This window comes from Ruegeria sp. HKCCD7251, assembly GCF_013031165.1.
Lineage (GTDB): Bacteria > Pseudomonadota > Alphaproteobacteria > Rhodobacterales > Rhodobacteraceae > Ruegeria.
In genome coordinates, this window is sequence record NZ_WPZC01000004.1 from 210,243 (window position 1) to 233,531 (window position 23,289).

Genomic DNA, 23,289 nt, shown 5'->3' on the forward strand with positions numbered 1-23,289 from the left:
GGGTTGAGCTAATGTCGGATCGTGTCTCAACCACGTTGGCAAAGATGTTCGAAGAGGAACGGATTGTCTTTTGGTATGATGCCGACCGCGACATGCGCGACACGTTCGAGGCGCTAGCCCTGACGGGTGTGGAAAAGGTTGAGATCAAGGATAACGAGTTCGGTCTGAAATACCGGATCCTGCGCCAAGAGCCGCACCAGAAGTTCCTGATCTACAATCACGGGCCTGAGCCTGCGATGAAGGATAACTGGCTGCTGGACGTGCAGCTGGCGACGGCGATGTTCAAGGCCGACCAGGCGGCCATTTGGGTTCAGGAGCTTGGCATTCCTACGCAATACGATGCAGCCGTGCGCGACCACATGGAGTTTTATCGCTCCCAAAAGCGTCTGGACCGCCTCAAGCAGTTTGAGGTCGACAAATCATCAGCGAGCGTCTCCGAAATTCGCCGCAAGATGCTGGCGGTTTGCGCGGACGCCGATGGAGAGTTGGATACCGTCGTTGAGGCGCTGCTGGAGGACCTTGCATTCGGACGCGATGCCAGATTGCGAGTGATGGAAAGGTCGGGCTTGCTGGGCTTTTTCTGGAAGCAGGTTGCCAATGCCTATGGCTATCAGCCTGAGCAGCCAGATTTTCAGGACTTCTCTATCGCCTTGTTCCAATCCGCCTACCGGCGAGCGATTGGCGAGGCAGGCGATCTGAACGGTGAGGCTTTACTGACCTTCCGGCGCTGGAAGAACAGCCGTCACAATGGTGAGGCGTTTGAGCGGTTGTCCGAGATCTATCAGGAGATCCTGAAGATCCCTGAAGATCTGGAACCGCGGGATGTCCGAGCGGTAGTCTCTATCGACCATTTCGAGGAAATCGACCGGCACATCGTTCGTTCCATCGTGGGTGCGATGTCAGAGCAATCCGCAAACAGCGTCGATGTTCTGAAATGGGTGCGAGAACGCCGCCAGAGCCATTGGTATCGCAAATACGCCGATATCTATCAGGCCATCGCCTGTGCGACCGAGTTCCAGCAGGCTCTGGCCAGCGCCGAACTCGTCATGCATAGTCCCGAAGACGCGGTCAGGCGCTATGCGGCAAGCTGGTTCAAACTGGACCAGCTCTATCGGAAGTTCCTCTATCACATGCAGAAAAGCGGGCAGGCGACATTGTTGTCGAGCCTCTATGAAAGCATCGAAAACCGATATGGCACCAACTTCGTCCTGAAGATTAATGACCTCTGGCAGGATCAGATCGCCGGTTTGGATGAGTGGAAAATCTCTGGCTTTGAACGCCAGCAGGACTTTTTCAGGCTTCAGGCCGACAGGTTCAGAAGCAAGGACCAAAAATTCGTTGTGATCATCTCGGACGCCTTGCGTTTTGAAGTAGCCGAAGAATGCATGCGTGAGATCCGGTCGCTGGATAGGTTTGATGCCGAATTGACCCCCATGATCAGCGCGCTTCCAAGCTATACGCAGCTCGGCATGGCGTCGCTTCTGCCAAACAAAGATTTGGAGATCACGGACAAAGGTGATGTGTCCTCATATGCATTGCCGACATCGGGCACGAGTAATCGGGGCAAGGTGCTGGATATGGGCCGCAGTGAGGACCGCACCAAGGTCCTGAAGGCAGAAGACTTCATGAACATGCGCACTGACGAAGGCAAAGAGCTCTTCCGTGACCATGATGTCGTCTACATCTTCCATAATCGCATCGATGCGGTGGGCGACAAGCTGCAAACCGAAGACCGGCTGCCAGAAGCCGCTGAGGACGCTGTCGAAGATCTAAAAAAGATGGTCCAGAAGCTGAAATCGGCCAACTTTTCCAACATCGTCATTACGGCAGACCATGGTTTCCTCTATCAGCATAAACCCCTGGATGAGAGCAGCTTCTCGGTCGCCGAACCCGCAGGTGAAAGTGTCACGACAAAGAACCGCCGTTTTGTGGTTGGGCGCGGCCTGCAACCCGCAGATGGGTTCAAACTCTGGGATGCCAAGCAGCTTGGTTTGTCGGGCGATCACCAAGTGGCCATTCCAAACTCAATAAACCGATTGCGTGTGAGCGGCTCGGGCGCGCGCTTCGTCCATGGCGGTGCCAGCCTGCAAGAAGTTGTGATCCCGGTACTGCGCGTTGGCAAACAGCGGGAAACCGATGTCAGCAAAGTAGATGTCCGGATCGTTGTCTCCGGTAAGAGCCTGATCTCTTCGGGCCAGACGGCTGTGATGCTCTATCAGGAACAGCCCGTCTCGGAGAAATGGCATGCCCGGACTGTGACGGCTGGGATCTATGCGTCAGATGATGAACTGATCTCTGATAAGCACGAGCTGACATTTGATTTCAGTTCCGAGAACGCCCGAGAGCGGGAAATGCCCATAAAATTCCTGCTGTCTCGTGCGGCAGATAATTACAATAATCAGGATGTCTTCCTAAGGGTCAAAGAGCGGATCGGCAAAACGGCCCACTCGACAGAAATCGCAAGCCATCGGTTTCAACTGCGCCGCGGGATCAAGACTGACTTTGACTTTTGAGGAGAGCCAACATGACTGCGCTTGATGACAAGATCAATGAGACCTTTGCAGGCTTTGTTGTGCGCAAGGACCTCGTGAAGGCAGTCAAAGGCAACGCCATCGTGCCCGGCTACGTGTTGGAGTATCTGCTCGGCCAATATTGCGCGACGGACGACGAGGCCTCAATTGCCACAGGGATTGAGACCGTCAAAGAAATCCTGCGCAAGCACTATGTGCATCGAAACCAGGCAGGGCTCGTCCAATCGGAAATCAAAGAGCGTGGACGTTACAAGGTGATCGACCGGGTATCTGTGTCCCTGAATGAGAAAACCGATGCCTATGAAGCCGTCTTTGAAAACCTGTCCATCAAGAAGGTTGCTATCGACTCCGGCACCATCAAGGCCCACCCGAAGCTGTTGGTAACCGGTGTCTGGTGCATCAGCGATGTGAGTTATGAGTTTGCAGAACAGGCCGGCGTGTCGCCTTGGACTGTGGATACACTGAAGCCCATCCAGGTCGCCGGCGTGGATTTCGAGATGTTTAAGACATCGCGGGATGCCTTCACCACGGATGAATGGATTGATGTGCTGATGCAGAGCATTGGTTTCAATCCAGATGAATTTGGCAAACGCAGCAAGCTGCTTCAATTGATGCGCCTCATTCCGTTTGTTGAGCGGAACTACAACCTGATTGAACTGGGCCCCAAGGGCACCGGCAAATCCCACATCTACTCCGAGTTTTCACCGCATGGACAGCTGATTTCTGGCGGTGAGGTGACTGTTCCCAAGCTCTTTGTGAACAACAGCAACGGTAAGATTGGTTTGGTTGGCTATTGGGATGTTGTGGCCTTTGATGAATTTGCCGGCCGTACCAAGAAGCCACAGAAGGCCTTAGTCGACATCATGAAGAACTACATGGCCAACAAGAGCTTCTCGCGAGGTGTTGCAACCATGGGCGCCGAGGCCAGCTTTGCCTTTGTGGGCAACACGGCCCACAATGTCCCTTACATGCTGAAGAACTCGGATCTCTTCGAAGAGCTGCCAGCCGAGTTCCATGACTCTGCGTTCATTGACCGTTTGCATTCATATCTGCCGGGCTGGGAAATTGAAGTCATCCGAAGCGAACTCTTCTCCGATGGCTACGGCTTTATCGTCGACTATCTCGCGGAAATCCTGCGTTATCTCAGAAACGATGATTTCGCCTTGGTGTATCAGGAGGCAGGGTTTTCCCTAAGCAGCCAGATTTCTACGCGAGATCGGGATGCCATCAATAAGACGATGTCGGGATATCTGAAGCTGCTGTTCCCCAATGGAGGGGCAATAAAGGAAGAGATCGAGGAACTTTTGACGCTGGCGATTGAAAGCCGCAAGCGCGTCAAGGATCAGCTCAAACGCATCGACAGCACATACCCGGAAACAAACTTCCATTTTGTGCGTCCGGATGGCGCCAAGGTGCATGTCACAACTCTGGAAGAGGATGAGTTCCCGAAATTCTACCACCGCAATCTTGCGCGTGACGAGGCCGAGGATGACGAGTCGCTGGTTGATGATGAAGACACACCAGTTACCGACTCATCGAATGTGTCCGACGCTCAAGAGACGAGCGCGCCGGTCAAAGATCCGGCAAAGGAATTGCCACGAGAAGGTCATGTGGTGCTCAAGGAAAACCGGAAAGGCGTGACCTTCGAGAAGATCTTTGGGCCCTGGATCAAGGGCGCCAGTCAGATCACTATCACCGACCCCTATATTCGGCTGTTTCATCAGGCGCGCAACTTGATGGAATTTCTGGAAGTGGTGATCCGCCAGAAGAACCCCGAAGATCAGGTTGCCGTTGAACTGATCACAGCCCCCAATGATGGCGACATCGCCAAACAGCGGGAGTTTCTGGATGAGATCGTTGCATCATGTGCAGCGGCCGGAGTCGACTTCAGCTGGAAGTTTGATGAAGCCGGCACAGCCCATGCACGTCACATCGTAACGGATACGGGCTGGAAGATCTCTCTCGACCGCGGGCTTGATATCTACCAGCACTTTGGATCCAGCGCATTTAGCCTCGCTGGGCGGTTTCAGGAGCATCGAGCCGTTAAGCAGTTTGAAGTGACCTATCTCAAGATGTGAGAGATAGTCCGAGATGTACGTGGTACGGATTCCCGAACATTTTGGTGCTCATCAGCTATGCCAACTCACGCAATCCCAAGAGTTCGAAGTAATGAGCTTTTCGATAGATATGCTCGGGGCTTGGGTAGAGACTGTAAACTCCTTCGAGCATCCTGGGATACTCAGATGGCGAGACGTCAACACTTGAGTAAATCGCCTCCGTCGCCGCTCGCCAAAACTCTGGCGTCATTGCTGAAAACCTAAGCGCAACCTCTTTCATCGCTGTCTTGTCCACAAGGCTCAGATAGATTGGCCATGTGAAATCGTCGTTCAGGTCACTCACATTCAACAAGGCATCCAAAATTAGCGCTTTATTTTGCTCAGACTCCGGGCCCAAAGCAAACGGACATGCAAAGCATCCGCCATCGAATTTAAAGGTGAAGAAAACAACGTTTCTGTCGTCTTGCCCAAAGACTGATATGCCTACATGGAACATTCTATCTTGCCAGCCATCAATCTCTTGAGCCGATACACTTGACACGCAATTGATGGCCGAGCACTCGAGCACACCGTTTTGGCTGGCGGTGATGTGCAAACTACCCCCGTCGTTTAAGAGAGCCGCATCGGGAACAAATACATCATCTTCGAGCTTCATTTTTTCAGTCCTTAGAGTGGGGTTGGGCAATCCGAGCAAATTGCACCGCCAAGTCGAGCGATACGTCGAGCCGAAGTTCCCAGGGAGCAGTTGTCAGATACAAGCAATCTCATCGCATCGCAACCCCAATGCAAAAATTTAATATTTATTTTCAATATGTTACGTGGTAAGTTTTCAGTAAGTTTGTGGTAAGATTCTAGTAAGGTCGAAGGCACAGCTGAAGATTGCACCGCCAAGCATCACCAAACGCGTCCATCACTTTTGGAAGAAAATGCGATTGAGAATATGGCAGTGCAAATACAGCTGACAGAGTTGGTCGCCACAAATCGGACCAGTGTTTGAGGTGGATCGCATGACGAAAGAGACGATCCCGAATGGCCAAGAGAAAGAACCACTCGCCTGAATTCAAAGGTAAGCGCGCGATTGGCGCCGCCTGCCTGAGTTTGGGTTTTTGCATGAGTCTCGCGGCGACATTGAACACCGGGAATTCCTGCACCGGGGCGCCGACAGTCCGATACCAGCCTTAATCAAAAGACTTCGTGAAGACATCGGAGACGCCGGTTCGGTGCTGGCGTGGTATGTGCGGTTTGAGAAATCGCGCAATAAGGAAATGGCAGCCGCTTACCCAGTACATGCAGAGTTTCTCGAAGCGTAGAATGCGCCCGCCGTCGACCTGATGAAGCCGGTTTCGGATGAAGTGATCAGTGATCCAGCGTTCAAAGGCAGCGCATCAATCAAGGCCGTTCCGCCAGCGCTATTACCTAAGCTTTCATGCGACGATCTGGATATGAAAGAGGGGGCCAGCGCGTCTCGCCTTTGGAAGGATGTGACACTAACGAACCCAGACGATCCAGCCCGCGATAAAGTCTATGCGGGTCTGGTTGCGTACCGCATACGTGACACTTGGGTGATGGTAGCAATTCATCGTGAACTTCTGGCGATGCAGGATCATCTAGCCCAGCAGTAGCAGAAATTAACCGGTACGCTGCTTCTTGCATCGGTGTTGAGACGCAAGGCGCAGATGGAAACGTGGGCTACAACGTTTCGTGACGTTCTCCCGGATTCGCCAAACCGATATGCCGGAGACCAGTTCTGGGTAAAGCTGCTCTTCGGGAGCTTTTTAACAAATAAAAACATGGGTTAAAGTGAAGTGAAATGGTACAGAGATGGTACACCGACAAAAATCAAAGCGAGTCATTAGACCAGATCTCGAGAAAATATAATATTTTCATACAATTAAATGGTGCCCGGGGGCGGAATCGAACCACCGACACGAGGATTTTCAATCCACTGCTCTACCCCTGAGCTACCCGGGCACGGGAACGGCGACTGCCGTTGGGTGGAGGCGTTCTATGACTTGCCACTGGCAGTGTCCAGAGCCTTTTTCACATTTTTTCAATGTGGGCGGTGCGGCCCTTCATCTTCCGGCGATAAGTCTGTTTCGACATCCTCTTCACGCTGGGACGGAACGGAATATGACCCATTCAGCCACTTGGCCAAGTCGATGTCGGCACAGCGTTTTGAACAGAAGGGGCGAAATTTCGTAACGGTGTCATCTCCGCAGATGGGACAGCTCATTTCAGAACCTCCGAAAGCGGGATTCGGGCTCGTTTGCGCTGTAGCTCAAAATGCCCAAGAGGAGTCCAGCCGGCCATTGTTGTCGCGATCGGGTCAGCCTTCAAAGCAGCGCGCAAGGCGGATTCAAAGCCACGGCGATCTTTCTTTGGCATAGGGGCCAGATCCACGGTGATTTGCCCGCCCAGACCGCGCACGCGCAATGCGCGGGCCAGTGCCTTGGCGCAAGCGAAGTTGGCTTTAGTTCCCGCCGCCAGCGACGTGTCGGCACCAGTATTCACATCTACAGCGATCAAGGCGCGGGTGGGCTGGATATAGAGATGACCGCCCCCCGGCAATGGCTCAGATACCCCGCAGGCAACATCCAAAGCGTCAAGCACCCCGTGCGTATCAAAGCCACCGGTCTGCGTTACAACCTCGGCCGGTTCCGTCCAGTCGCGCCACGCAAGAACATGCGGCCCATCGCCCTCCAACAGAAGTTCGGGCTCGGTCCCCGGATCATTGATAACCTGATCCGCATGAGCCAACATCGCGTTGATGTCCTCGGCGATCTCACCCGCGTCTTCCCCGGCGCAGCACGACCGCAGAATCAATCCGTAGGAACTGCCATCCATACACTCATGCGCAATTTCCAGGAGAAGGTCACGCTCATCCTCGTCCCGGATGGAACGCGAGATGTTCAGACCCGGCGCGTCGGGCGTCACGATCGCATAACGACTTTTGAACAGCACCCGATCAGTGACCGGCAACGCCTTGCCCGGCTCGGCACAGCCGCTTACTTGAACCAGCATCAGGGCACCGGGTGACAAACCTTTGACCTGACGCAGAAAAGCAGGCCCATCCGGCGTTGTCAGGAACATGCCACCCTGCCCCTTGACCGGACGGTCTGCGCGGGCGCGATAGATTGTTCCGGGCGCGGGCGCATCCCCAGCAATCAGGAAATCGTCAAGTTTTCCGTCAACCATCAATGCCGCAGCTTCGCGGTCGTCGATGTGGTCCAGTACGATGGTACGGCCTTTCATGATGCCTCACGATATAGCGGGTATCCGATGCCCTGCAGCAGAGCAGCGGTTTCAGACAGGGGCAAGCCGACGATACCGGTGAAGGAACCGGAAATCCACGGGATGAATGCGCCAGCGGGGCCTTGGATTGCGTAGGCACCTGCCTTGCCCTGCCAATCGCCGGTCGCCAGATAGGCGTTGATCTCAACGTCAGAAAGGCGTTTGACCTTGACCTGAGACACCACATCGCGCTGCAGCACACGCTCGCCACGCCGAACCGCAACTGAGGTGATGACACGATGGCGCCTGCCTGACAAAGCGTGAAGAAACTCGGCCGCCTGCCCAGCGTCCTCGGGCTTGCCCAATATCCGGCGACCCAGTGCGACCGTGGTATCGGCGCAAAGGGTGATATCATCGCTATCGGCCTGAACCGCCTGCACTTTTGCCCGCGTGATGCGGTTGCAATATGGGACGGGCAATTCGCCCTTCAGGGGCGCTTCGTCGATATCGGGGGCGCGAATGGCATCGGGCTGCACGCCAAGCTGGGCCAGCAGGTCCAGCCGCCTTGGACTGCCCGATCCTAAGATAAACGCCATTGGGTTGGGCGTTACTTGAAGCGGTAGTTGATCCGACCCTTGGTCAGATCATAGGGGGTCATCTCGACCTGAACCTTGTCGCCGGCCAGAACACGGATGCGGTTCTTGCGCATCTTGCCTGCCGTATGTGCGATGATCTCATGGCCGTTTTCCAGCTCGACCCGAAACGTCGCATTAGGCAGGAGTTCCTTCACGACACCGGGAAATTCGAGCGTATCTTCCTTGGCCATGTTGTCTCCACATTTACGTTGCACTCGCAGAATCTACGAGGATGTGCGCCTAAATGAGCCTATTTTGGGCTTATTTCAAGGCCGGAATCGCTAAAGTCGGGATAATGTGACGGATTCGACTCGGGTGGTCTGCTCGTCCCAATGGCTGCGGTTCAGCACGCGTCCGTCCGCACGAACCGTCGCGATAGCGCCAAGGTCGATTTCCGCGAAGGTCCAGCCGGGCTGATTAAGCGCGCCTTCCGCCAGCACGCCAGTTGCGGGGAATCCCTTGTCAGGCGGCCCGAAAATACCGCCGGTGCCGGTGTTCATATCCACAGCCTCGGACCAGTCATTGCTTCGCACCAGGGAGGCCATCACTGTAACGCATTGATTTTCCAATGCTCTGGACATCGCGCCAATCCGCACGCGCCAATAGCCGGACAATGCCTCGGTGCAGGACGGTACAAGGATCAAGTCTGCCTCGCTCAGCGCGCGGCCCAGCAAAGGGAACTCGCTGTCGTAACAGATCAGCACGCCGATCTTGCCCAGCGCAGTGTCGAACAGTTTCAGCGGGCCGCCGGGGGCGATGTCCCACTGCTCGCGCTCGAACCGGGTCATGATCTGTTTGTCCTGATGATCCTGTCCGCCATCCGGCGCATAAAGCTCAGCCCGATTCACTGGGCGCCCCGGCCCGCCCACAACCGGGGCCGATGCCCCCAGAATATAAACCTTGTACTCACGGGCCAGTCGCTGATGCAGGGTGTGCACGTCTTCCATCCGGTCGGAAACTGCGTGGATCGACCGCTCCAAATTGCCGGCTACCTCTGCCCCGTCCAGCGTCGACAATTCCATCGCGCCGTATTCGGGAAAGACCAGCAGTTCGGCCCCTTGCCTAACCGCATCGCTGACCCAGCGATCCAACTTGTCCTCATACTGTGCCCAACTGTCGAGCCAGTCGAGGTCATAGGCGGCGGTTGCGACTTTCATCTGAGGTATCCTTCGGTTCTGGATTGGTGCAACACTAAGTCAGGAGCGCGCGATCTGTATACACCCCGACGCGACCCGACAGGAAAGTGAATTGGCATAAAGGCCGCGACTTGGTTCAATAGGGAAAGGAGGACGCCCATGCAAAACCCTGAAAGCTTCGAAAAGTTCTACTTCGCCAAAGTTGGCATGGGCGAGGTCTGTGGCTGCGCCGAACGCGTCATCGACGTATTCGAGTTCAATCGAAAAGGCGGGGCGCAAACTAAGTCCGAAGTTCAACAGGAAAAGCCCAGACGCCGGTCTTTTCGAGGGTGGGCGGTGAAATATGGTCTTCTCAGCCGCAGACAGACCCGTTGATACCTGACAGCGCAGCTACGCGTTCAGATTCCTGATCCAGAATTGCAACGGTTTCTTTGTCTCGGCCTCTTCGCCGATATCCTTCCACGAAAACTGCGCAACTACACCGGGCATAGGCTCATACCCGCGCGCGCGCCAGAACGCGTCCAGCGGGCGGTAATTATCGGGCCGCATCGGATGATCCACCGGGCGTTGGACCGCGCAGAAGGCACATTTCTTGAAGCCCAGTTCACGGGCATGCGACTCGCGTAGATCGAAGAACTTGTGGCCAACACCCTGCCCCCGATAGTCCGACAGCAAAACGGATTCCGCACAGTAGAAGATTTGCGACAGGTCCAGACCTGCGCCCTCAAAAGCCGCTGCGAAATCGTCGGAATGGTCGGTCAGAGGGGCACCAGTGGATGCGCCGATCAGCCGATTACTATCAAAGGCACCTACAACGATGGACTTGTCGCTATCACGGTAGGATTGCAGGTATTTCCGTTCGTAATCCAGATCGCCATCATAAAGGTAAGGCCACGCCCGAAACACTTCGATCCGCAAGCGCGCGACATCGTCCAGAGCGGCCTCCAACGCCGCTCCGGTCAGGGGGCGGACGGCTGTAACCTCAGCCATTCGAGACCTGTTTGGTCCAATCAGCGAGGTTGTAGAAGGTCGTAACGCGGGTAATTTTTCCGCTCTTTAGGTCAAAGAACGAGCCCGCAGGAAGGCGATAGGTCTGCCCATGCGCTTCGGGCAAGCCTTCATCAGTTTCCAGATAGGTGCCGTTCACGGTGAATTCGGCCGCCGCGCGGGTGCCGCCTTCGGCGTCGAACACCACGATGTCGGTCAGGTTCTCGCGGTAGCAGCGATTCATATGGGCGCAAAAGGCTGCGAACTGTTCTTTGCCAAACCGAATTTGGCCTTCGTTCACATGGTGGGCCACATCGTCGGACAGGCACGCCAACATGCCCTCCACATCACCTGCGTTGAAGGCGTTGAAATAGGTTTTGACGGTCTCGTTCATGATCACTCCGTAGGCTCGCCCCAGCGGTCTTTCAGATGCTTGATGATCTGATCGCGGGTCTGTCGGTAGTGATGTAGCTTTTCTTCGCGGTTCTCGCCCAGTCCAGTAGGGTCCATTATTGGCCAATAATCGACATCCAGATGAAAAATCCGGGTTAAGTCCAGCGCCCGGCGCTGGCTGGCGGGCGACAGCGCGACGATCAGGTCAAACGAGCTGAGGTCGTCGCCCCATTCCTGCATCTCATCAAACGAGCGTGAACGATGGCGGGACAGTTCAACACCGATTTCCTGGCACACTGCAATGCAGAACCCGTCGATTTCCAAGTCATTGTGAACACCGGCGGACTGGACATATGTGCCGGTGCCATAGAATTTTTTCATGATACCTTCGGCCATGGGTGACCGAACCGAATTATGGTCGCAACAGAACAGGATGGACTGCGGCAGAGGCGTCACCCGTCACCCCCCGAAATGCAGCACGCAGATCAGCGTGAACAAGCGGCGGGCGGTGTCGGTATCGACTTCGGCTTTACCTTCCAGCCGCTCCTGCAGGACCCGGCTGCCCTCGTTATGGATGCCGCGCCGTGCCATGTCGATGGTTTCGATTTGGCTGGGCGGCAGAGACTTCACCGCATCAAAATAACTTTCGCAAATCTGGAAGTAATCCTTCACCACCTGCTTGAACGGCCCCAGCGAAAGATGGAATTCGGCCGCTTTCTCCTCGGCCTCGGTCGCGATGTCGAATACCAGCCGTTTGTCGCGGATCGACAACTGCACATGGTAGGGACCGTCTGGCACAACCCTGTCCCCGCGTTTGGGCAGGACAAACGAGTTGTCTTCCAACAGATCATAGATCGCGACCTTGCGCTCCTGCTCGATCTCAGGGGTCGGCGGAGGCAGATTGCGGTCATCCAGTTCGATATGCGAAATGCGGGTCATGTGTGTGCAGTCCGTTCAGGTCGGATCAGGCTTATCGCAACAGAAATAATTGGACAACGCGGGAATGGATCAAATCGACGGCTCCGCTGGGTCAATTTGCTCTTTTGTAGCAATGGGTCGGCGAACATACCGGGATGCCAGTGGGTCAGATGCGTGTCGGGTTCCAACTTTGGGCCGCCAAGCTTTCACTCGTTCAGCCGTTTGAGCCGTGCCGTGACGGACAGACCATGTGCCTCAAGGCTTTCTGACTGGGCCAGTTGCTCGGCCGCGGGGCCAATTTCGCGCAATGCCTCGGGCGTCATCTGGCTAAGGGTGGTCCGCTTGAGGAATTCCATAACGCTAAGGCCCGACGAAAAGCGCGCTGACCGCGCCGTGGGCAGCACGTGGTTGGGGCCGCCGACATAATCTCCGATCGCTTCGGGGGTGTATTGCCCAAGAAAGATAGCACCTGCATGGACCGTTTTTTCACTAAGCGCGACTGGATCAGACACGCACAGCTCTAGATGCTCGGGTGCGATTCGGTTGGACAACTCCGCCGCCTCATCCAGATCGCGCACTGTTATGATCGCCCCGAAATCACGCCAACTGGCACCGGCGATCGCGCTCCGCTGCAGCGTTTCAAGCCGTTTCGCCACGGCCTTTGCTACGTCCTGCCCAAACGAAGCATCGTTCGTGATCAGGATCGACTGCGCGCTTTCGTCGTGCTCGGCCTGACTCAGCAAGTCCAGTGCAATCCAATCCGGGTCGTTATCCTTGTCGGCAATCACCAAAATCTCAGAGGGCCCAGCGATCATGTCGATGCCGACCTTGCCGAAGACACGACGCTTTGCGGCGGCGACAAAGGCGTTGCCCGGTCCGGTAATCTTGTCGACCGGAGCAATCGTGCCCGTGCCATAGGCCAACGCCGCGATCGCCTGTGCTCCGCCAATGCGGTAAATCTCATCCACACCCGAAAGTTGCGCCGCCAGCAAAACCAGCGGGTTCACTTGACCGTCCGGCGTCGGCACGGCAATCGCCAGCCGCTCAACTCCTGCCACCTTTGCCGGAATGGCATTCATCAACACAGAGGACGGGTACGAGGCCAAACCACCCGGCACATACAAGCCAGCCGCCGATACAGCAGACCAGCGCCAGCCCAATGTCGCACCGGTTTCGTCAACCCATTGATCATCAGACGGCATCTGCCGTTCATGATATGCCCGAATTCGGTTTGCGGCTAATTCCAAGGCGGCGCGATCATCGGGCGTGACCTGTGCCACGGCTTCGGAGATTTCAGCCGCTGAAAAAGCCAATGTATCGGGCGTTAAATCAAGCCGGTCAAATTTTGCGGTCAGTTCTATGACTGCCGCGTCACCACGGGTGCGCACATCTTCAATAATCTGTGCCACAACGGCGTCAACGTCGGGACTATCCTCGCGCTTGGCGGACAACAGCGCCTTGAACGCCGGTTCGAATTCGCGCGAGGTCGTATCTAGAAAGACGGGCATATTGTGCACTCCGGGGCGTTTCACCGGGACATATCGCCCGGATGGGCTGGCCTCAACCCTTCAGCAGCAGGGTGCAGCGATTTGCGCATCGGATAATGCGGCATACCAAGCCAGTTTGTCGGCGCGCCTACATCTAACCACCCATAGCGACGATAGAACGCGCGGGCAGTTGTCGTGGCATTCAGGTGCGCCGTCGTGCATCCCTGCCCGGCTAACTCATGCTCCAATCGGATCAGCAGCGCCAACCCGATCCCGCGCCGCACATAGGCGGGGTCGACGTAAAGCAGCGAGAGTTCCGCCCCGTGGCGCACCCCACCGACACCAGCGACGACGCCATCTACCTCGGCCAGCCATAAGGTCGCCCGCGACTGTATCCATCGCCTTATGGTCTGAGGATCCTTGTTACCCGTCCACGCCGCCAGCAGAGCGGCGTCTTTATGGTGGTCACCAGCGCAAAGATAGGTGATCGACCGGGTCAGAACCCGGCTAATCTGAAACACGTCAAACACGGTCGCGCGACGCAGCTCCAGACCCGTGGATGGCCCAGAGAACGCCTGCGCTATGCCGCGCTTATTCCGGATGGTGCGGGGCCTGCCCGGATGGAGCCTGATACGGTCGGGTGACATCCTTCAGGGTGGCGTCCAGCGCCTCGACCGTCAGGCGAATTGCGCCATCTCCGGCCAAGGTTAGCAAGACCTGACCTGCACCATCCTCTGCGGCCTCGAAATCGACCGACAACAGTGACATGACCATGTCCTTGTCGCTGCGGTCGATACCCTGGCTGGCAACCGAAAGGACCGAGTCAAAGACCAACACCGACTGCACCCGCTCGAATGGCCGATCGCGAAGGGTAGCAGCCTCCTTGTCTTCCCACCGAAAACGATTGAGCAGCAGTCCAAAACGACGTTGCGACGGGCGCCACGTCATCTCTGTGATCGGAAACACCGCGTCCTGAGTGAGCGTCGAGATCACCTGTAGGTCGTCAGGGTCCTGCGCGCCCAGGTTCAGAGGGGCCTCGCGACCGTCGTGGAAACTTGCATCAGTCATTGGTTCTTGATCCGTTCAATCTTGGCACCCACGCCTTCGAGCTTGCGCACCACATGTTCATATCCGCGATCCAGATGATAGACCCGGCTGACCGTCGTTTCACCTTCTGCCGCCAATCCCGCCAAAATCAGCGATACCGACGCACGCAAATCCGTCGCCATGACGGGCGCGCCTTTTAACCGCTCGACCCCTGTCACGGTGGCCGTGCCGCCATGCACTTCGATGTCGGCCCCCATACGCACCAGTTCGGGTGCGTGCATGAACCGGTTTTCAAAGATACGCTCTTCTAGAACAGATGTCCCCTCGGCCGTACACATCAATGCCATCATCTGCGCCTGCAGGTCCGTCGGGAAACCCGGGAATGGTTCGGTGACCACATCAACTGCGCTGACGCGACCGTTCTTGCGCGCGACTTTCAGACCCTTATCGGTTTCGGTGACATTCACACCTGCGGCATCCAGTTTCGCCGCGAAGCTTTCGACCAGAGACATACGGCCACCCAGCAATTCGACCTCACCTCCGCACATAGCCGGAGCCAGCATATAGGTGCCCAGTTCAATCCGGTCGGTCACAACCTGATGGGTCGCGCCGTGCAAACGGTCGACGCCCTGAATTTCGATGGTCGACGTGCCCTCACCGGCGATCTGCGCGCCCATCTTGCGCAGGCATTCCACCAGATCGACAATCTCGGGTTCGCGCGCTGCGTTTTTAAGAACCGTGGTGCCCTTGGCCAATGTCGCTGCCATCACGATGTTTTCGGTCGCACCGACGGATGCAAAACGCATCTCATGCACAGCGCCCTTCAGCCCACCTGAAGCCTTGGCATGTAGATAACCGTCTTTCAACTCGATCTCGGCACCCAGCGCCTCAAGCCCTTCAACGTGCAAGTCCATTGGTCGCGCACCGATCGCGCAACCGCCGGGAAGCGAGACCACAGCCTCACCAAACCGCGCCAGCAGCGGGCCTAGCACCAGATTCGAAGCCCGCATCTTGCGCACGATCTCATAATCGGCCGTATGGCTCGTCAGGTCATGGCTGGACATTGCAAGCACTTGCCCGTCCTGCAGCGCCGACACCTCGGCGCCCAGCGATTGCAACAGGGCGGTCATGGTCTTGATGTCACTCAGCCGCGGCGCATTGGTAAGCGTCAGCGGTTCATCGCTTAGCAACGTGGCGGGCATCAGGGTCAGGCACGCATTCTTGGCCCCCGCAATCGGTATCTGACCGTTCAGCGGCCCGTTGCCCGTCACCAGAATCGAATCCATCTGCTCTTATCCCTCGTCCTTGCCGGCCTTGTCCCCAGATGTCGCACGCGCCTTGGCCTGCGCCTTGCGCCGCGCCATATTCGCCTTAAGCGCGGCCTTCAGCCGTTCCTCGCGTGCGTCACCGGGTTTACCGTGTTTTTTAGGTGTATTTCTATCTGCCATAGTCTTTCTCTATAGGAGGCGAAAAAAACCGTCCAGACACCCTTGCGCACCGTTTCGTTTGAGTCTAATCACCCGCCCACAGCGCTGCTGTAGCTCAGAGGTAGAGCACTCCCTTGGTAAGGGAGAGGTCGAGAGTTCAATTCTCTCCAGCAGCACCATCTAATCATAGACTTAGAGGATTGTTCCGTGCAAATTCTCTTTTAACCTCTTGTGGGACATCGCGGACTGCAACGCGTGCAAGCCGCCGTCCCATCTTCACCATCCGATTGCGCTCATTGGTAGGACCTGTAGGAGGGTCGGGCTTTTGACGGGCAGATTTATTACGTCCTCCAGCCCCATGCATCCGACATACGGTCCACCCAGGACGACGACATCGTTTGCAGCGTTCGCCACTACGTTTGCTGGTGGCAGTGCATTGTAGGTGGGGATACTTCGATGGAGAAAATCTAAACTCGGTCAATTCGCGATCCAACGTGTTGTCTGCGCAAGAAGGCTACCACATCGCTTGGTGACCAATAAGTACGATGTCAATAGAACTGACGCCTGTTGGAAAGTGAACAAGTTGAACACGGAGTACTCACCGACCCAGGTAATTCGAGTGCCGATTGCGTTGGACAATCAACGGCAGTTTAGTCCGCAGAGCAGACATTCGCCGCGATTGAGTGAATGACTGCTTCGAGCCCAATGCGGAACAAGTGCAGCGACAAAGCACTGGACGCGAAGATTGTATGACCACGTTGTTTTACGCCCTAGACTTAATCGCACAAATCCGAAGCTTCTATTGAATTCTGGGGCTTCCGTTTAAACTTGCACTGCGTGGAAGATAAATCAGGTTTTTCGGTTTGCTTCAGTACAGGAAGGCTTCGATACGTTTTGAACCAAAAACTCAACCCTACTATTTTCTTGCTTCGCCATGGTGAAACCGAATGGAATTTTCAAAAACGACGTCAAGGTCGGCAGAATTCGCCCTTGACCAAGCGAGGGGTCGCTCAGGCAGTGGCGAGTGCAGAAAGACTAAGGCACCGCCTATGCAGCCGTCACCCTCTGACGGTATTTTCAAGCCCACTTGGTCGAGCGGCACAGACGGCTTCCATCGTTGTCGAGGAACTTGGCCTCCCCCCGGAAGCCATCGAGTATGAAACCAGTTTGATGGAATGCAGTTTCGGGCGATGGGAAGGCTTGGCGGAAAACGAGATCAAAAGACGATTTCCCCAAGAATGGGAGGCGCGTTGCGCTGACCGTTGGAACTGTTCCGCACCGAGCGGAGAGTCTTATGCTGACGTACATGACCGGGTTTCTTCTTGGTATTCCAGCAAGTCTTTTGAGGGGGCTGTCATAGTTGTTGGCCACGGCTTAACCCTGCGCGTCTTTCGAGGGATTTACTTGAACTTGCCTTCAGAAGAGGTTTTTGAATTGAACGAACCTCAAGATGGTTTCATCGAGTTGCGATGCGGACATTCAACCTTCGTTGAAAACTGAGGCTTTGATGTTTGGCGCTCGTCCCAAGAGATCAGATTTCCGCTGGTTTCAAGCCTAGATAGCAATTTCTGAATGAAAGGGTTAGGTCGGTTTTCCAGAGCAAAGTAGCTATCGACCTGAGTCTGGATAAAGTACGCGGTATCGGCTCAAGGTAGCAACTCGCGGATTGATTTGTTCTTTCTAGGATTGCTTTTTAGTTCGAGGAGCAAGTCTTCCAGCTCTGGCTGTTTGAGTGCTTTCGCAGCACCCTTGGGCGAGAACCAATGCCTTTTTCTTTGGTGCCTTTCCTTCCACCGGCGCTTCACCTTATCGACGTAGAGAGGGTAGACCGTGGCTTTCACTTGGACACTGGTTCCGTCGTTAAAAACCTTGGCGTACTCAAACTCACCGATCGGCTTGCGGGAAATTGTACCTTCTACCCCAGCCTCCTCCAACGCTTCAATTTCCGCCGCGCGCCAGTCTTGCTCGCCGTCCATCGGCCAGCCCTTGGGCATGATCCAGCGCCCTGTGTCACGTGACGTTATAAGGAGCACCTTGAGGCGGCCGCCGAACAATTGCAGAGGCAATGCTGCAACTTGTTTTGTACGCTGATCCACTATGGTTCTCGCCCTCCACAGCAGGTTGAAGTGATGATGTGATCGATCCTTTCCGATTGTGACTGGCAGAAACACAAAAAACGTCACGAATTAGCGACGCAGAATTCACCCGTTTTCGATTTGCCATCCCAGGCCTAAATCCGACAAATGCCTTTGAACCCGGCCGGGGTAGTCAGATACGATTGCATCCACGCGCAGGTCGATCATCCTGCTTATATCTTCGTGCTCATTGACCGTCCAAACGGCAACACATAGGCCCAGATCTTTTGCGCGCGCCACATTTTCAGCTGTTGCATCAGCGTAGTACGGGCACCAAAGCGAACCGCCAGTTTGCTTGACCAAATTTGGAATTTCATCGCGACGACCGCGAAGGTCTGGGCAAACCGCTTTCGAGGAATCCTCGCCCACATCGTCCTCGTTTTCCGGAAGCTGCGTAAGGTAAGAAGACGGCATATCCGGAGCCTGTCGCTGGCATTCTTCTAAAAGGTTCCAGTCAAAACTGTGCAAAACCGCGCGCATAGATAGACCTTTGGCGCGAACCTCTTGGAGAACTCGCCCAACAAAGTTCTCTCGATACACTGCATCGTGAGCCAGGTCAGGATCCGACTTCAGTTCAAGCATCAGATAGGCATTGCCGTATTTTGGTTCGGCGACCAAATCGAGCAAATCTATCAGCCTTGGGACACGAACACCGTCCAGTTGCGCCTGATCTGGGAAGCGTTGACCATAGTCAGAATGCCCGTCTAACCGTCCAATATCGAATTGCTGGATTTGGTCGAAAGTCAGAGATGAGACTTTCGGCTCCTCTCCAGAAAGAAACAGGCCATTGGCGTCGCGAAAGCCAGATGCGTGCAGACGATGATTGTGGGTAATAACCGGAACGTCATCAGCCGTCAGAACGACATCGAATTCAAGAAGCGGTACGCCAATGGACAGCGAGAAGTCGAAGCCAATCATGCTGTTTTCAGGCAAAACGCCTCTTGCCCCTCGATGGCCCACGACCCGGATCAGGTTTTCTCCACCACGAAAGGCTTCGACTTGAGGAAACGCCATTAGCCGTCCAGCCTTTCGCCGGTTGATTGGTCAAACAGATGCATGTGTTCTGGGTCGACCGAAAACCGCATGTTCGGATGCCTGCCTTCGATCGGATGGACGCCTGGAAGGCTTATCGTGATCGCTCCGCCGACGCCCGCGAGTTGACCGTGCAACAGAGTGTTGGCCCCTAACGGTTCTGCCATCTGAATCGCTGCTTCCAGCGGACCATTATCATCCAACAGCAGATGCTCTGGGCGAATCCCCAGATTCAACGCGGTATCAGGACCAGCAGATCGGCCGACTGAAATTTCACCGATCTTGATCGTCCCGTTTTCACGCAAGGCGTCAAACACATTCATCGCAGGGCTGCCAATGAACTGTGCCGCGAACAGAGTTCTGGGCGTTTCGTAAACCTCCAACGGCGTTCCAATCTGCTCGGCAATGCCACCATTCATCACGATCATCCTGTCGGCCATCGTCATGGCCTCGACCTGATCGTGGGTCACATAGAGCGCCGTGATCCCCAGCTTTTCTTGGAGTTCGCGAATTTCCAGACGCATCTGGACCCGCAGCTTGGCATCAAGGTTTGAGAGCGGCTCATCAAACAGGAAAACTGCTGGCTCGCGGACAATAGCCCGACCCATCGCCACCCTCTGACGCTGACCACCTGACAACTGTCTGGGTTTGCGATCCAGCAAGGGTTCCAGCTGCAACAGCTTGGCGGCCTCGGTCACTTTCTGATCAATCTGGACCTTCGGCAACCCGGCGATTTTCAGGCCATATCCCATGTTCTGACGCACAGACATATGTGGGTAGAGCGCATAGTTCTGGAAGACCATCGCGATGTCACGATCCATCGGCTCTCTGTCGTTGGCTCGTTCCTCTCCAATTCGGATTTCGCCATCAGTCACGGTTTCAAGTCCCGCAACCATCCGCAACAGCGTGGACTTGCCGCAGCCCGAAGGCCCAACGATCACGATGAACTCACCATCAGCAATATCGATATCGATGCCGTGGATGACGTCCGTTGGGCCAAAGCTCTTTTTGACGTTCTCTAGGGTTACTGTTGCCATTTCTTACTTCTCGCTATCGACAAGGCCACGGACAAAGAGCTTTTGCATCGACACCACCACGATGACCGGTGGGATCATTGCCAGAATTGATGTGGCCATGATGACCGGCCATTCGGCCACATCATCGCCGGACGGGAACATCTGTTTGATGCCCATCACAATGGTGTTCATTTCAGGGTCGGTGGTGATAAGCAGCGGCCAAAGGTATTGGTTCCAGCCATAGATGAACAGGATTACGAATAGCGCCGCAATATTGGTCCTGCTCATGGGTACAACGATATCAATGAAGAACCGCATCGGGCGAGCACCGTCGACTCGCGCTGCTTCGGCCAGCTCATCTGGGATGGTCAGAAAGAACTGCCGGAACAGGAACGTCGCCGTAGCCGAAGCGATAAGTGGGAAGATTAATCCGTAATAGCTGTTGAGCATACCGAAGCCGGCAACAACTTCAAAGGTTGGAACGATACGGACCTCTACCGGGAGCATAAGGGTCAGGAAGATCAGCCAAAAAAACGTCGTGCGCCCGGGAAATCGGAAATAGACAATCGCAAAGGCTGACAATAGTGAGATTACGATCTTGCCCACCGCAATACCAATGGCCATCACGAGGCTGTTGAACAACATTGTAGCGACCGGGACATTCACACCGGAAAACAGCGCGGCCTTGTAGTTTTCCCAGAACTGGTCACCCGGCACCAACGGCATAGGCGGTGACACGATCTCTGGCTGAGTGACAGTCGAGGCGACAAATGCCAGCCAGATTGGGAAAAAGACGATCAGCACTCCAAGGATCATCAATGCGTGGGTCAACCAGATCCCCATCCCGCGTTTTTCGACCATTCCGTGTTGTTGGGCCGCCATCAGTAATGCACCCTTTTTTCCACGTATTTGAATTGGATGACGGTCAACAGGCCGACGACGATAAGCAAAATGACCGACTGCGCCGACGATGAGCCAAGATCCTGCCCAACGAACCCGTCCGAGAAGACTTTGTAGACCAGAATAGTCGTCGCTTGCTGCGGCCCGCCTCCGGTGATCGTGTGGATAACGCCAAAGGTTTCAAAGAAGGCGTAGACGACATTCACCACCAGCAGGAAGAATGCAGTCGGAGACAACAGCGGCAGCACGATCGTGAAGAACCGACGCCAGAAGCGCGCGCCGTCGATTGCAGCGGCCTCAATCACGGACCTTGGAACTGACTGCAATGCCGCGAAGAAAAACAGGAAGTTATAGCTGATGCGCCCCCAGGCCGAGGCGACAACAACCAGCCCCATGGCCTCGGTTCCGTTAAGGACATGGTTCCAGTCATAACCGAGTTGGCCGAGGTACCACGAGACGACGCCAACGCGTGTGTTGAACATGAACAGCCAAAGCACGCCTGCGACCGCAGGGGCAACGGCATAGGGCCAGATCAGCAACGTCCGGTAAACGCCCGATCCTTTGATCAAGCGGTCCGCGATGACCGCCAGAAACAACGCCGGTATCATCGAGCACAATGTGACGAGCGTTGAAAACACTGCCGTCGTTACGAAGGAGGCTCGGTAGAATTTATCGCTCAGCAGGAATTCAAAGTTGCCGAGTCCCACGAACTGGGACGACAGCCCAAAGGGGTCAGGTATGAACAGAGATTGCCAAACAGCCTGGCCTGCGGGGTAAAAGAAGAAAACGGCGGAAATGATGACCTGAGGGGCAATCAGCGCCAATGGCAAAAGCCAGCCGCGGAAGGTGACGCGTTTTTCCATCCTGATATTCCACCGAAAAAGAAAATGCGGGCCCTTAACAGGCCCGCATCAAATTAAGACTTATTGATTGGCGGATTCGAACCGGCGCAGCAGTGCGTCACCGCGCTCTTTTGCGCTGTCCATCGCTTCCTGAGCGGTCTTTTCACCGGACCAGACGGCCTCAAGCTCTTCGTCGATGATGCCGCGAATCTGGTCGAACGATCCAAGACGCAGACCTTTCGAGTTTGCGGTTGGTTCCTTCGCAGTCATCTGGATCACCGCGATGTCGGTGCCTGGGTTTTCGTCATAGAAACCTGCAGCACGAGTAGCTTCACCAGCTTCGGACGTGATTGGAAGATAACCGGTATTCTGGTGCCAAGAAGCCTGAACGTCCGACGACGAAAGGAAGCTCAGGAACTCGCCAACGCCTTTGTATTCCTCGGGATCATGACCTTCCATTACCCAAAGCGATGCGCCGCCGATAATGGTGTTCTGAGGCTCGCTGGTGACGGCCTCCCAATAGGGTAGCGGGCGCACGTCGAACTCGAACTCAGCTTCAGAGCTGATACCGGCATAACCAGCCGAGCTTTCGGTGAACAACGCGCATTCACCAGCCCGGAAATTTGCGCCACCTTCGTTTCTGCGCCCGGTGTAGATGAACTTGCCATCCTTGGCCCAGTCCCCCATTGCTGTCAGGTGTGCGACCTGTGCCGGACCGTTCAGCATCAGCTCGGTATCCAGACCGGCAAAACCGTTGTCCTGCGATGCGAACGGAACGTCGTGATAGGCGGACAGGTTCTCGAGGTGAATCCAGCTTTGCCATGCGGTCACCAGCGGGCAGTCCTCACCGCCAGCCTTCAGCTGTTCAAGCACGTCGCCAACCTTTTCCCAGGTCGATAGATCTGTGTCCGGATCAACACCCGCCGCTTCGAAGGCATCACGATTGACCCACAGAACCGGTGTGGACGAGTTGAAAGGCAGTGAGAGCATTTCTCCGTCCGTTGTAGTATAGTACCCTTTGACAGCGCCAATATATGCGTCAGGATCGAACGGCGCACCGCTTTCAGCCATCACTTCATAGACGGGTTTGATCGCACCTTCGGCCGACATCATCGTTGCAGTGCCCACTTCGAAAACCATTAGAATGTGGGGCTGCTCACCGGCGCGGAAAGCCGCAATTCCTGCGTTCAGAGTTTCTGAGTAATTGCCTTTGTGGCTTTCGACCACGACGAACTCATCCTGGCTGGCGTTGAACTCTTCGACCTGCGCTTTAACAAGCTCACCCAGTCGGCCGGTGAAGGCGTGCCAGAACTGAACTTCAGTTTGCGCCATCGCCGCCACGGGGGACAACGCAGTGGTTACGGCAAGAGCGCCGAGAAAATGCTTATTCATGATTCCTCCCATGCATCAGTTTTGATGCTTCGTTGAATGCCAACTGCAACGCGTAATCAGCACACATGACGATTTCACGACGTTAACGTTACAAATTTATAATTCAAGCATTTAATTTTTGAG

At 55.4% G+C, this 23,289-nt stretch carries 27 protein-coding genes and 2 tRNA genes; 7 read left to right on the forward strand and 22 right to left on the reverse strand.

Features of this window, described 5'->3' with window-relative positions; translation table 11 throughout:
• The first annotated feature begins 11 nt into the window (after positions 1–11).
• Positions 12–2,513, forward strand: a complete 2,502-nt coding sequence (pglZ, locus tag GOX75_RS12485) for a BREX-1 system phosphatase PglZ type A (protein ID WP_171123555.1) — start codon at positions 12–14, stop codon at positions 2,511–2,513.
• Positions 2,514–2,524: 11 nt separating this feature from the next.
• The gene (brxL, locus tag GOX75_RS12490; protein WP_170385551.1) at positions 2,525–4,609 is read left to right on the forward strand and encodes a BREX system Lon protease-like protein BrxL; all 2,085 of its coding nucleotides are present in this window, start codon (positions 2,525–2,527) and stop codon (positions 4,607–4,609) included.
• Between the two features lie 55 nt (positions 4,610–4,664).
• On the opposite strand, the gene GOX75_RS12495 is transcribed toward brxL, so the two are convergent.
• Positions 4,665–5,243 (reverse strand): hypothetical protein, encoded by a 579-nt coding sequence (locus tag GOX75_RS12495; RefSeq protein ID WP_171123557.1) that lies wholly within the window; start codon positions 5,241–5,243, stop codon positions 4,665–4,667.
• 451 nt (positions 5,244–5,694) lie between these two features.
• On the opposite strand from GOX75_RS12495, the gene GOX75_RS20585 reads away from it, so the two are divergent.
• Complete coding sequence (locus tag GOX75_RS20585) at positions 5,695–5,898, forward strand: DUF2779 domain-containing protein (RefSeq protein WP_171123559.1); 204 nt, start codon at positions 5,695–5,697, stop codon at positions 5,896–5,898.
• A gap of 21 nt (positions 5,899–5,919) precedes the next feature.
• Complete coding sequence (locus GOX75_RS12505) at positions 5,920–6,210, forward strand: hypothetical protein (RefSeq protein ID WP_171123561.1); 291 nt, start codon at positions 5,920–5,922, stop codon at positions 6,208–6,210.
• 274 nt (positions 6,211–6,484) lie between these two features.
• Here the strand turns inward: GOX75_RS12505 and GOX75_RS12510 are convergent.
• The 6 genes from GOX75_RS12510 to GOX75_RS12535 all read right to left on the reverse strand — a co-directional run bounded on the left by GOX75_RS12510 (position 6,485) and on the right by GOX75_RS12535 (position 9,611).
• Positions 6,485–6,559: transfer RNA gene (locus GOX75_RS12510), tRNA-Phe, on the reverse strand.
• A gap of 79 nt (positions 6,560–6,638) precedes the next feature.
• The gene (locus GOX75_RS12515; RefSeq protein ID WP_171123563.1) at positions 6,639–6,821 is read right to left on the reverse strand and encodes a DNA gyrase inhibitor YacG; all 183 of its coding nucleotides are present in this window, start codon (positions 6,819–6,821) and stop codon (positions 6,639–6,641) included.
• Positions 6,818–7,840, reverse strand: coding sequence for a ribonuclease E/G (locus GOX75_RS12520; RefSeq protein ID WP_171123565.1), 1,023 nt, complete (start codon positions 7,838–7,840; stop codon positions 6,818–6,820). Before GOX75_RS12520 ends, GOX75_RS12515 begins: the two co-directional genes overlap by 4 nt.
• The gene (locus GOX75_RS12525; protein WP_171123567.1) at positions 7,837–8,415 is read right to left on the reverse strand and encodes a nucleoside triphosphate pyrophosphatase; all 579 of its coding nucleotides are present in this window, start codon (positions 8,413–8,415) and stop codon (positions 7,837–7,839) included. The genes GOX75_RS12520 and GOX75_RS12525 overlap by 4 nt, the downstream gene beginning before the upstream one ends.
• An 11-nt stretch (positions 8,416–8,426) precedes the next feature.
• Positions 8,427–8,645, reverse strand: coding sequence for a translation initiation factor IF-1 (gene infA, locus GOX75_RS12530; RefSeq protein WP_005978431.1), 219 nt, complete (start codon positions 8,643–8,645; stop codon positions 8,427–8,429).
• A gap of 90 nt (positions 8,646–8,735) precedes the next feature.
• Positions 8,736–9,611: a carbon-nitrogen hydrolase family protein gene (locus GOX75_RS12535; protein WP_171123569.1), complete on the reverse strand. Its 876-nt coding sequence runs from the start codon at positions 9,609–9,611 to the stop codon at positions 8,736–8,738.
• Between the two features lie 138 nt (positions 9,612–9,749).
• Between GOX75_RS12535 and GOX75_RS12540 the strand changes: the two genes are divergently transcribed.
• On the forward strand, positions 9,750–9,965 hold the full coding sequence (locus GOX75_RS12540) for a hypothetical protein (RefSeq protein WP_171123570.1): 216 nt from the start codon (positions 9,750–9,752) through the stop codon (positions 9,963–9,965).
• Positions 9,966–9,980: 15 nt separating this feature from the next.
• Here GOX75_RS12540 and GOX75_RS12545 read toward each other — a convergent pair whose 3' ends face one another.
• The 9 genes from GOX75_RS12545 to GOX75_RS12585 form a co-directional block, all read right to left on the reverse strand.
• Entirely contained in the window at positions 9,981–10,580 is a 600-nt protein-coding gene (locus GOX75_RS12545) for a GNAT family N-acetyltransferase (protein WP_171123572.1), read from the reverse strand.
• Positions 10,573–10,971: a ketosteroid isomerase-related protein gene (locus GOX75_RS12550; protein ID WP_171123574.1), complete on the reverse strand. Its 399-nt coding sequence runs from the start codon at positions 10,969–10,971 to the stop codon at positions 10,573–10,575. The genes GOX75_RS12545 and GOX75_RS12550 overlap by 8 nt, the downstream gene beginning before the upstream one ends.
• A 2-nt stretch (positions 10,972–10,973) precedes the next feature.
• Positions 10,974–11,426, reverse strand: a complete 453-nt coding sequence (locus tag GOX75_RS12555; RefSeq protein WP_171123576.1) for a low molecular weight phosphatase family protein — start codon at positions 11,424–11,426, stop codon at positions 10,974–10,976.
• A 3-nt stretch (positions 11,427–11,429) separates the two neighbouring features.
• Positions 11,430–11,909: a UPF0262 family protein gene (locus tag GOX75_RS12560; RefSeq protein WP_171123578.1), complete on the reverse strand. Its 480-nt coding sequence runs from the start codon at positions 11,907–11,909 to the stop codon at positions 11,430–11,432.
• 185 nt (positions 11,910–12,094) lie between these two features.
• Complete coding sequence (gene hisD, locus GOX75_RS12565; RefSeq protein WP_171123579.1) at positions 12,095–13,396, reverse strand: histidinol dehydrogenase; 1,302 nt, start codon at positions 13,394–13,396, stop codon at positions 12,095–12,097.
• A gap of 20 nt (positions 13,397–13,416) precedes the next feature.
• Complete coding sequence (locus GOX75_RS12570) at positions 13,417–14,022, reverse strand: GNAT family N-acetyltransferase (RefSeq protein ID WP_174825841.1); 606 nt, start codon at positions 14,020–14,022, stop codon at positions 13,417–13,419.
• A complete protein-coding gene (locus tag GOX75_RS12575) occupies positions 13,967–14,443 on the reverse strand; it encodes a DUF2948 family protein (protein ID WP_171123581.1) in 477 nt (158 codons plus the stop codon). Before GOX75_RS12575 ends, GOX75_RS12570 begins: the two co-directional genes overlap by 56 nt.
• Positions 14,440–15,708, reverse strand: coding sequence for a UDP-N-acetylglucosamine 1-carboxyvinyltransferase (gene murA, locus GOX75_RS12580; protein WP_171123583.1), 1,269 nt, complete (start codon positions 15,706–15,708; stop codon positions 14,440–14,442). Before murA ends, GOX75_RS12575 begins: the two co-directional genes overlap by 4 nt.
• 6 nt (positions 15,709–15,714) lie before the next feature.
• A complete protein-coding gene (locus GOX75_RS12585) occupies positions 15,715–15,870 on the reverse strand; it encodes a hypothetical protein (RefSeq protein ID WP_171123585.1) in 156 nt (51 codons plus the stop codon).
• Positions 15,871–15,953: 83 nt separating this feature from the next.
• On the opposite strand from GOX75_RS12585, the gene GOX75_RS12590 reads away from it, so the two are divergent.
• Together GOX75_RS12590 and GOX75_RS12595 are read left to right on the forward strand one after the other, a co-directional pair.
• Positions 15,954–16,028: transfer RNA gene (locus tag GOX75_RS12590), tRNA-Thr, on the forward strand.
• Between the two features lie 715 nt (positions 16,029–16,743).
• Positions 16,744–17,349, forward strand: coding sequence for a histidine phosphatase family protein (locus GOX75_RS12595; RefSeq protein WP_171123587.1), 606 nt, complete (start codon positions 16,744–16,746; stop codon positions 17,347–17,349).
• Positions 17,350–17,495: 146 nt separating this feature from the next.
• Here the strand turns inward: GOX75_RS12595 and GOX75_RS12600 are convergent, their stop codons facing one another.
• The 6 genes from GOX75_RS12600 to ugpB all read right to left on the reverse strand — a co-directional run bounded on the left by GOX75_RS12600 (position 17,496) and on the right by ugpB (position 23,166).
• The gene (locus GOX75_RS12600) at positions 17,496–17,945 is read right to left on the reverse strand and encodes an NUDIX hydrolase (protein ID WP_171123589.1); all 450 of its coding nucleotides are present in this window, start codon (positions 17,943–17,945) and stop codon (positions 17,496–17,498) included.
• A gap of 105 nt (positions 17,946–18,050) precedes the next feature.
• Entirely contained in the window at positions 18,051–18,998 is a 948-nt protein-coding gene (locus GOX75_RS12605; RefSeq protein WP_171123591.1) for a glycerophosphodiester phosphodiesterase family protein, read from the reverse strand.
• The gene (ugpC, locus tag GOX75_RS12610) at positions 18,998–20,053 is read right to left on the reverse strand and encodes a sn-glycerol-3-phosphate ABC transporter ATP-binding protein UgpC (RefSeq protein WP_171123593.1); all 1,056 of its coding nucleotides are present in this window, start codon (positions 20,051–20,053) and stop codon (positions 18,998–19,000) included. Before ugpC ends, GOX75_RS12605 begins: the two co-directional genes overlap by 1 nt.
• 3 nt (positions 20,054–20,056) lie before the next feature.
• Complete coding sequence (gene ugpE / locus GOX75_RS12615; RefSeq protein WP_171123913.1) at positions 20,057–20,893, reverse strand: sn-glycerol-3-phosphate ABC transporter permease UgpE; 837 nt, start codon at positions 20,891–20,893, stop codon at positions 20,057–20,059.
• Between the two features lie 20 nt (positions 20,894–20,913).
• Positions 20,914–21,795 (reverse strand): sn-glycerol-3-phosphate ABC transporter permease UgpA, encoded by an 882-nt coding sequence (ugpA, locus tag GOX75_RS12620; RefSeq protein WP_155150415.1) that lies wholly within the window; start codon positions 21,793–21,795, stop codon positions 20,914–20,916.
• 60 nt (positions 21,796–21,855) lie between these two features.
• Complete coding sequence (gene ugpB, locus GOX75_RS12625) at positions 21,856–23,166, reverse strand: sn-glycerol-3-phosphate ABC transporter substrate-binding protein UgpB (RefSeq protein ID WP_171123596.1); 1,311 nt, start codon at positions 23,164–23,166, stop codon at positions 21,856–21,858.
• Positions 23,167–23,289 lie beyond the last annotated feature (123 nt).

Bases quoted from the DNA above. Each gene is read 5' to 3' on its own strand.
- GOX75_RS12535 (WP_171123569.1), bottom strand. From the start codon at position 9,611: ATGAAAGTCGCAACCGCCGCCTATGACCTCGACTGGCTCGACAGTTGG.
- ugpE (WP_171123913.1), bottom strand. From the start codon at position 20,893: ATGGTCGAAAAACGCGGGATGGGGATCTGGTTGACCCACGCATTGATG.
- hisD (WP_171123579.1), bottom strand. From the start codon at position 13,396: ATGCCCGTCTTTCTAGATACGACCTCGCGCGAATTCGAACCGGCGTTC.
- GOX75_RS12505 (WP_171123561.1), top strand. From the start codon at position 5,920: ATGAAGCCGGTTTCGGATGAAGTGATCAGTGATCCAGCGTTCAAAGGC.
- GOX75_RS12570 (WP_174825841.1), bottom strand. From the start codon at position 14,022: ATGTCACCCGACCGTATCAGGCTCCATCCGGGCAGGCCCCGCACCATC.
- GOX75_RS12585 (WP_171123585.1), bottom strand. From the start codon at position 15,870: ATGGCAGATAGAAATACACCTAAAAAACACGGTAAACCCGGTGACGCA.
- ugpB (WP_171123596.1), bottom strand. From the start codon at position 23,166: ATGAATAAGCATTTTCTCGGCGCTCTTGCCGTAACCACTGCGTTGTCC.
- infA (WP_005978431.1), bottom strand. From the start codon at position 8,645: ATGGCCAAGGAAGATACGCTCGAATTTCCCGGTGTCGTGAAGGAACTC.
- ugpA (WP_155150415.1), bottom strand. From the start codon at position 21,795: ATGGAAAAACGCGTCACCTTCCGCGGCTGGCTTTTGCCATTGGCGCTG.
- brxL (WP_170385551.1), top strand. From the start codon at position 2,525: ATGACTGCGCTTGATGACAAGATCAATGAGACCTTTGCAGGCTTTGTT.
- GOX75_RS12525 (WP_171123567.1), bottom strand. From the start codon at position 8,415: ATGGCGTTTATCTTAGGATCGGGCAGTCCAAGGCGGCTGGACCTGCTG.
- ugpC (WP_171123593.1), bottom strand. From the start codon at position 20,053: ATGGCAACAGTAACCCTAGAGAACGTCAAAAAGAGCTTTGGCCCAACG.
- murA (WP_171123583.1), bottom strand. From the start codon at position 15,708: ATGGATTCGATTCTGGTGACGGGCAACGGGCCGCTGAACGGTCAGATA.
- GOX75_RS12515 (WP_171123563.1), bottom strand. From the start codon at position 6,821: ATGAGCTGTCCCATCTGCGGAGATGACACCGTTACGAAATTTCGCCCC.
- GOX75_RS12575 (WP_171123581.1), bottom strand. From the start codon at position 14,443: ATGACTGATGCAAGTTTCCACGACGGTCGCGAGGCCCCTCTGAACCTG.
- GOX75_RS12605 (WP_171123591.1), bottom strand. From the start codon at position 18,998: ATGGCGTTTCCTCAAGTCGAAGCCTTTCGTGGTGGAGAAAACCTGATC.
- GOX75_RS12540 (WP_171123570.1), top strand. From the start codon at position 9,750: ATGCAAAACCCTGAAAGCTTCGAAAAGTTCTACTTCGCCAAAGTTGGC.
- GOX75_RS12545 (WP_171123572.1), bottom strand. From the start codon at position 10,580: ATGGCTGAGGTTACAGCCGTCCGCCCCCTGACCGGAGCGGCGTTGGAG.
- pglZ (WP_171123555.1), top strand. From the start codon at position 12: ATGTCGGATCGTGTCTCAACCACGTTGGCAAAGATGTTCGAAGAGGAA.
- GOX75_RS12560 (WP_171123578.1), bottom strand. From the start codon at position 11,909: ATGACCCGCATTTCGCATATCGAACTGGATGACCGCAATCTGCCTCCG.
- GOX75_RS12520 (WP_171123565.1), bottom strand. From the start codon at position 7,840: ATGAAAGGCCGTACCATCGTACTGGACCACATCGACGACCGCGAAGCT.
- GOX75_RS12550 (WP_171123574.1), bottom strand. From the start codon at position 10,971: ATGAACGAGACCGTCAAAACCTATTTCAACGCCTTCAACGCAGGTGAT.
- GOX75_RS12495 (WP_171123557.1), bottom strand. From the start codon at position 5,243: ATGAAGCTCGAAGATGATGTATTTGTTCCCGATGCGGCTCTCTTAAAC.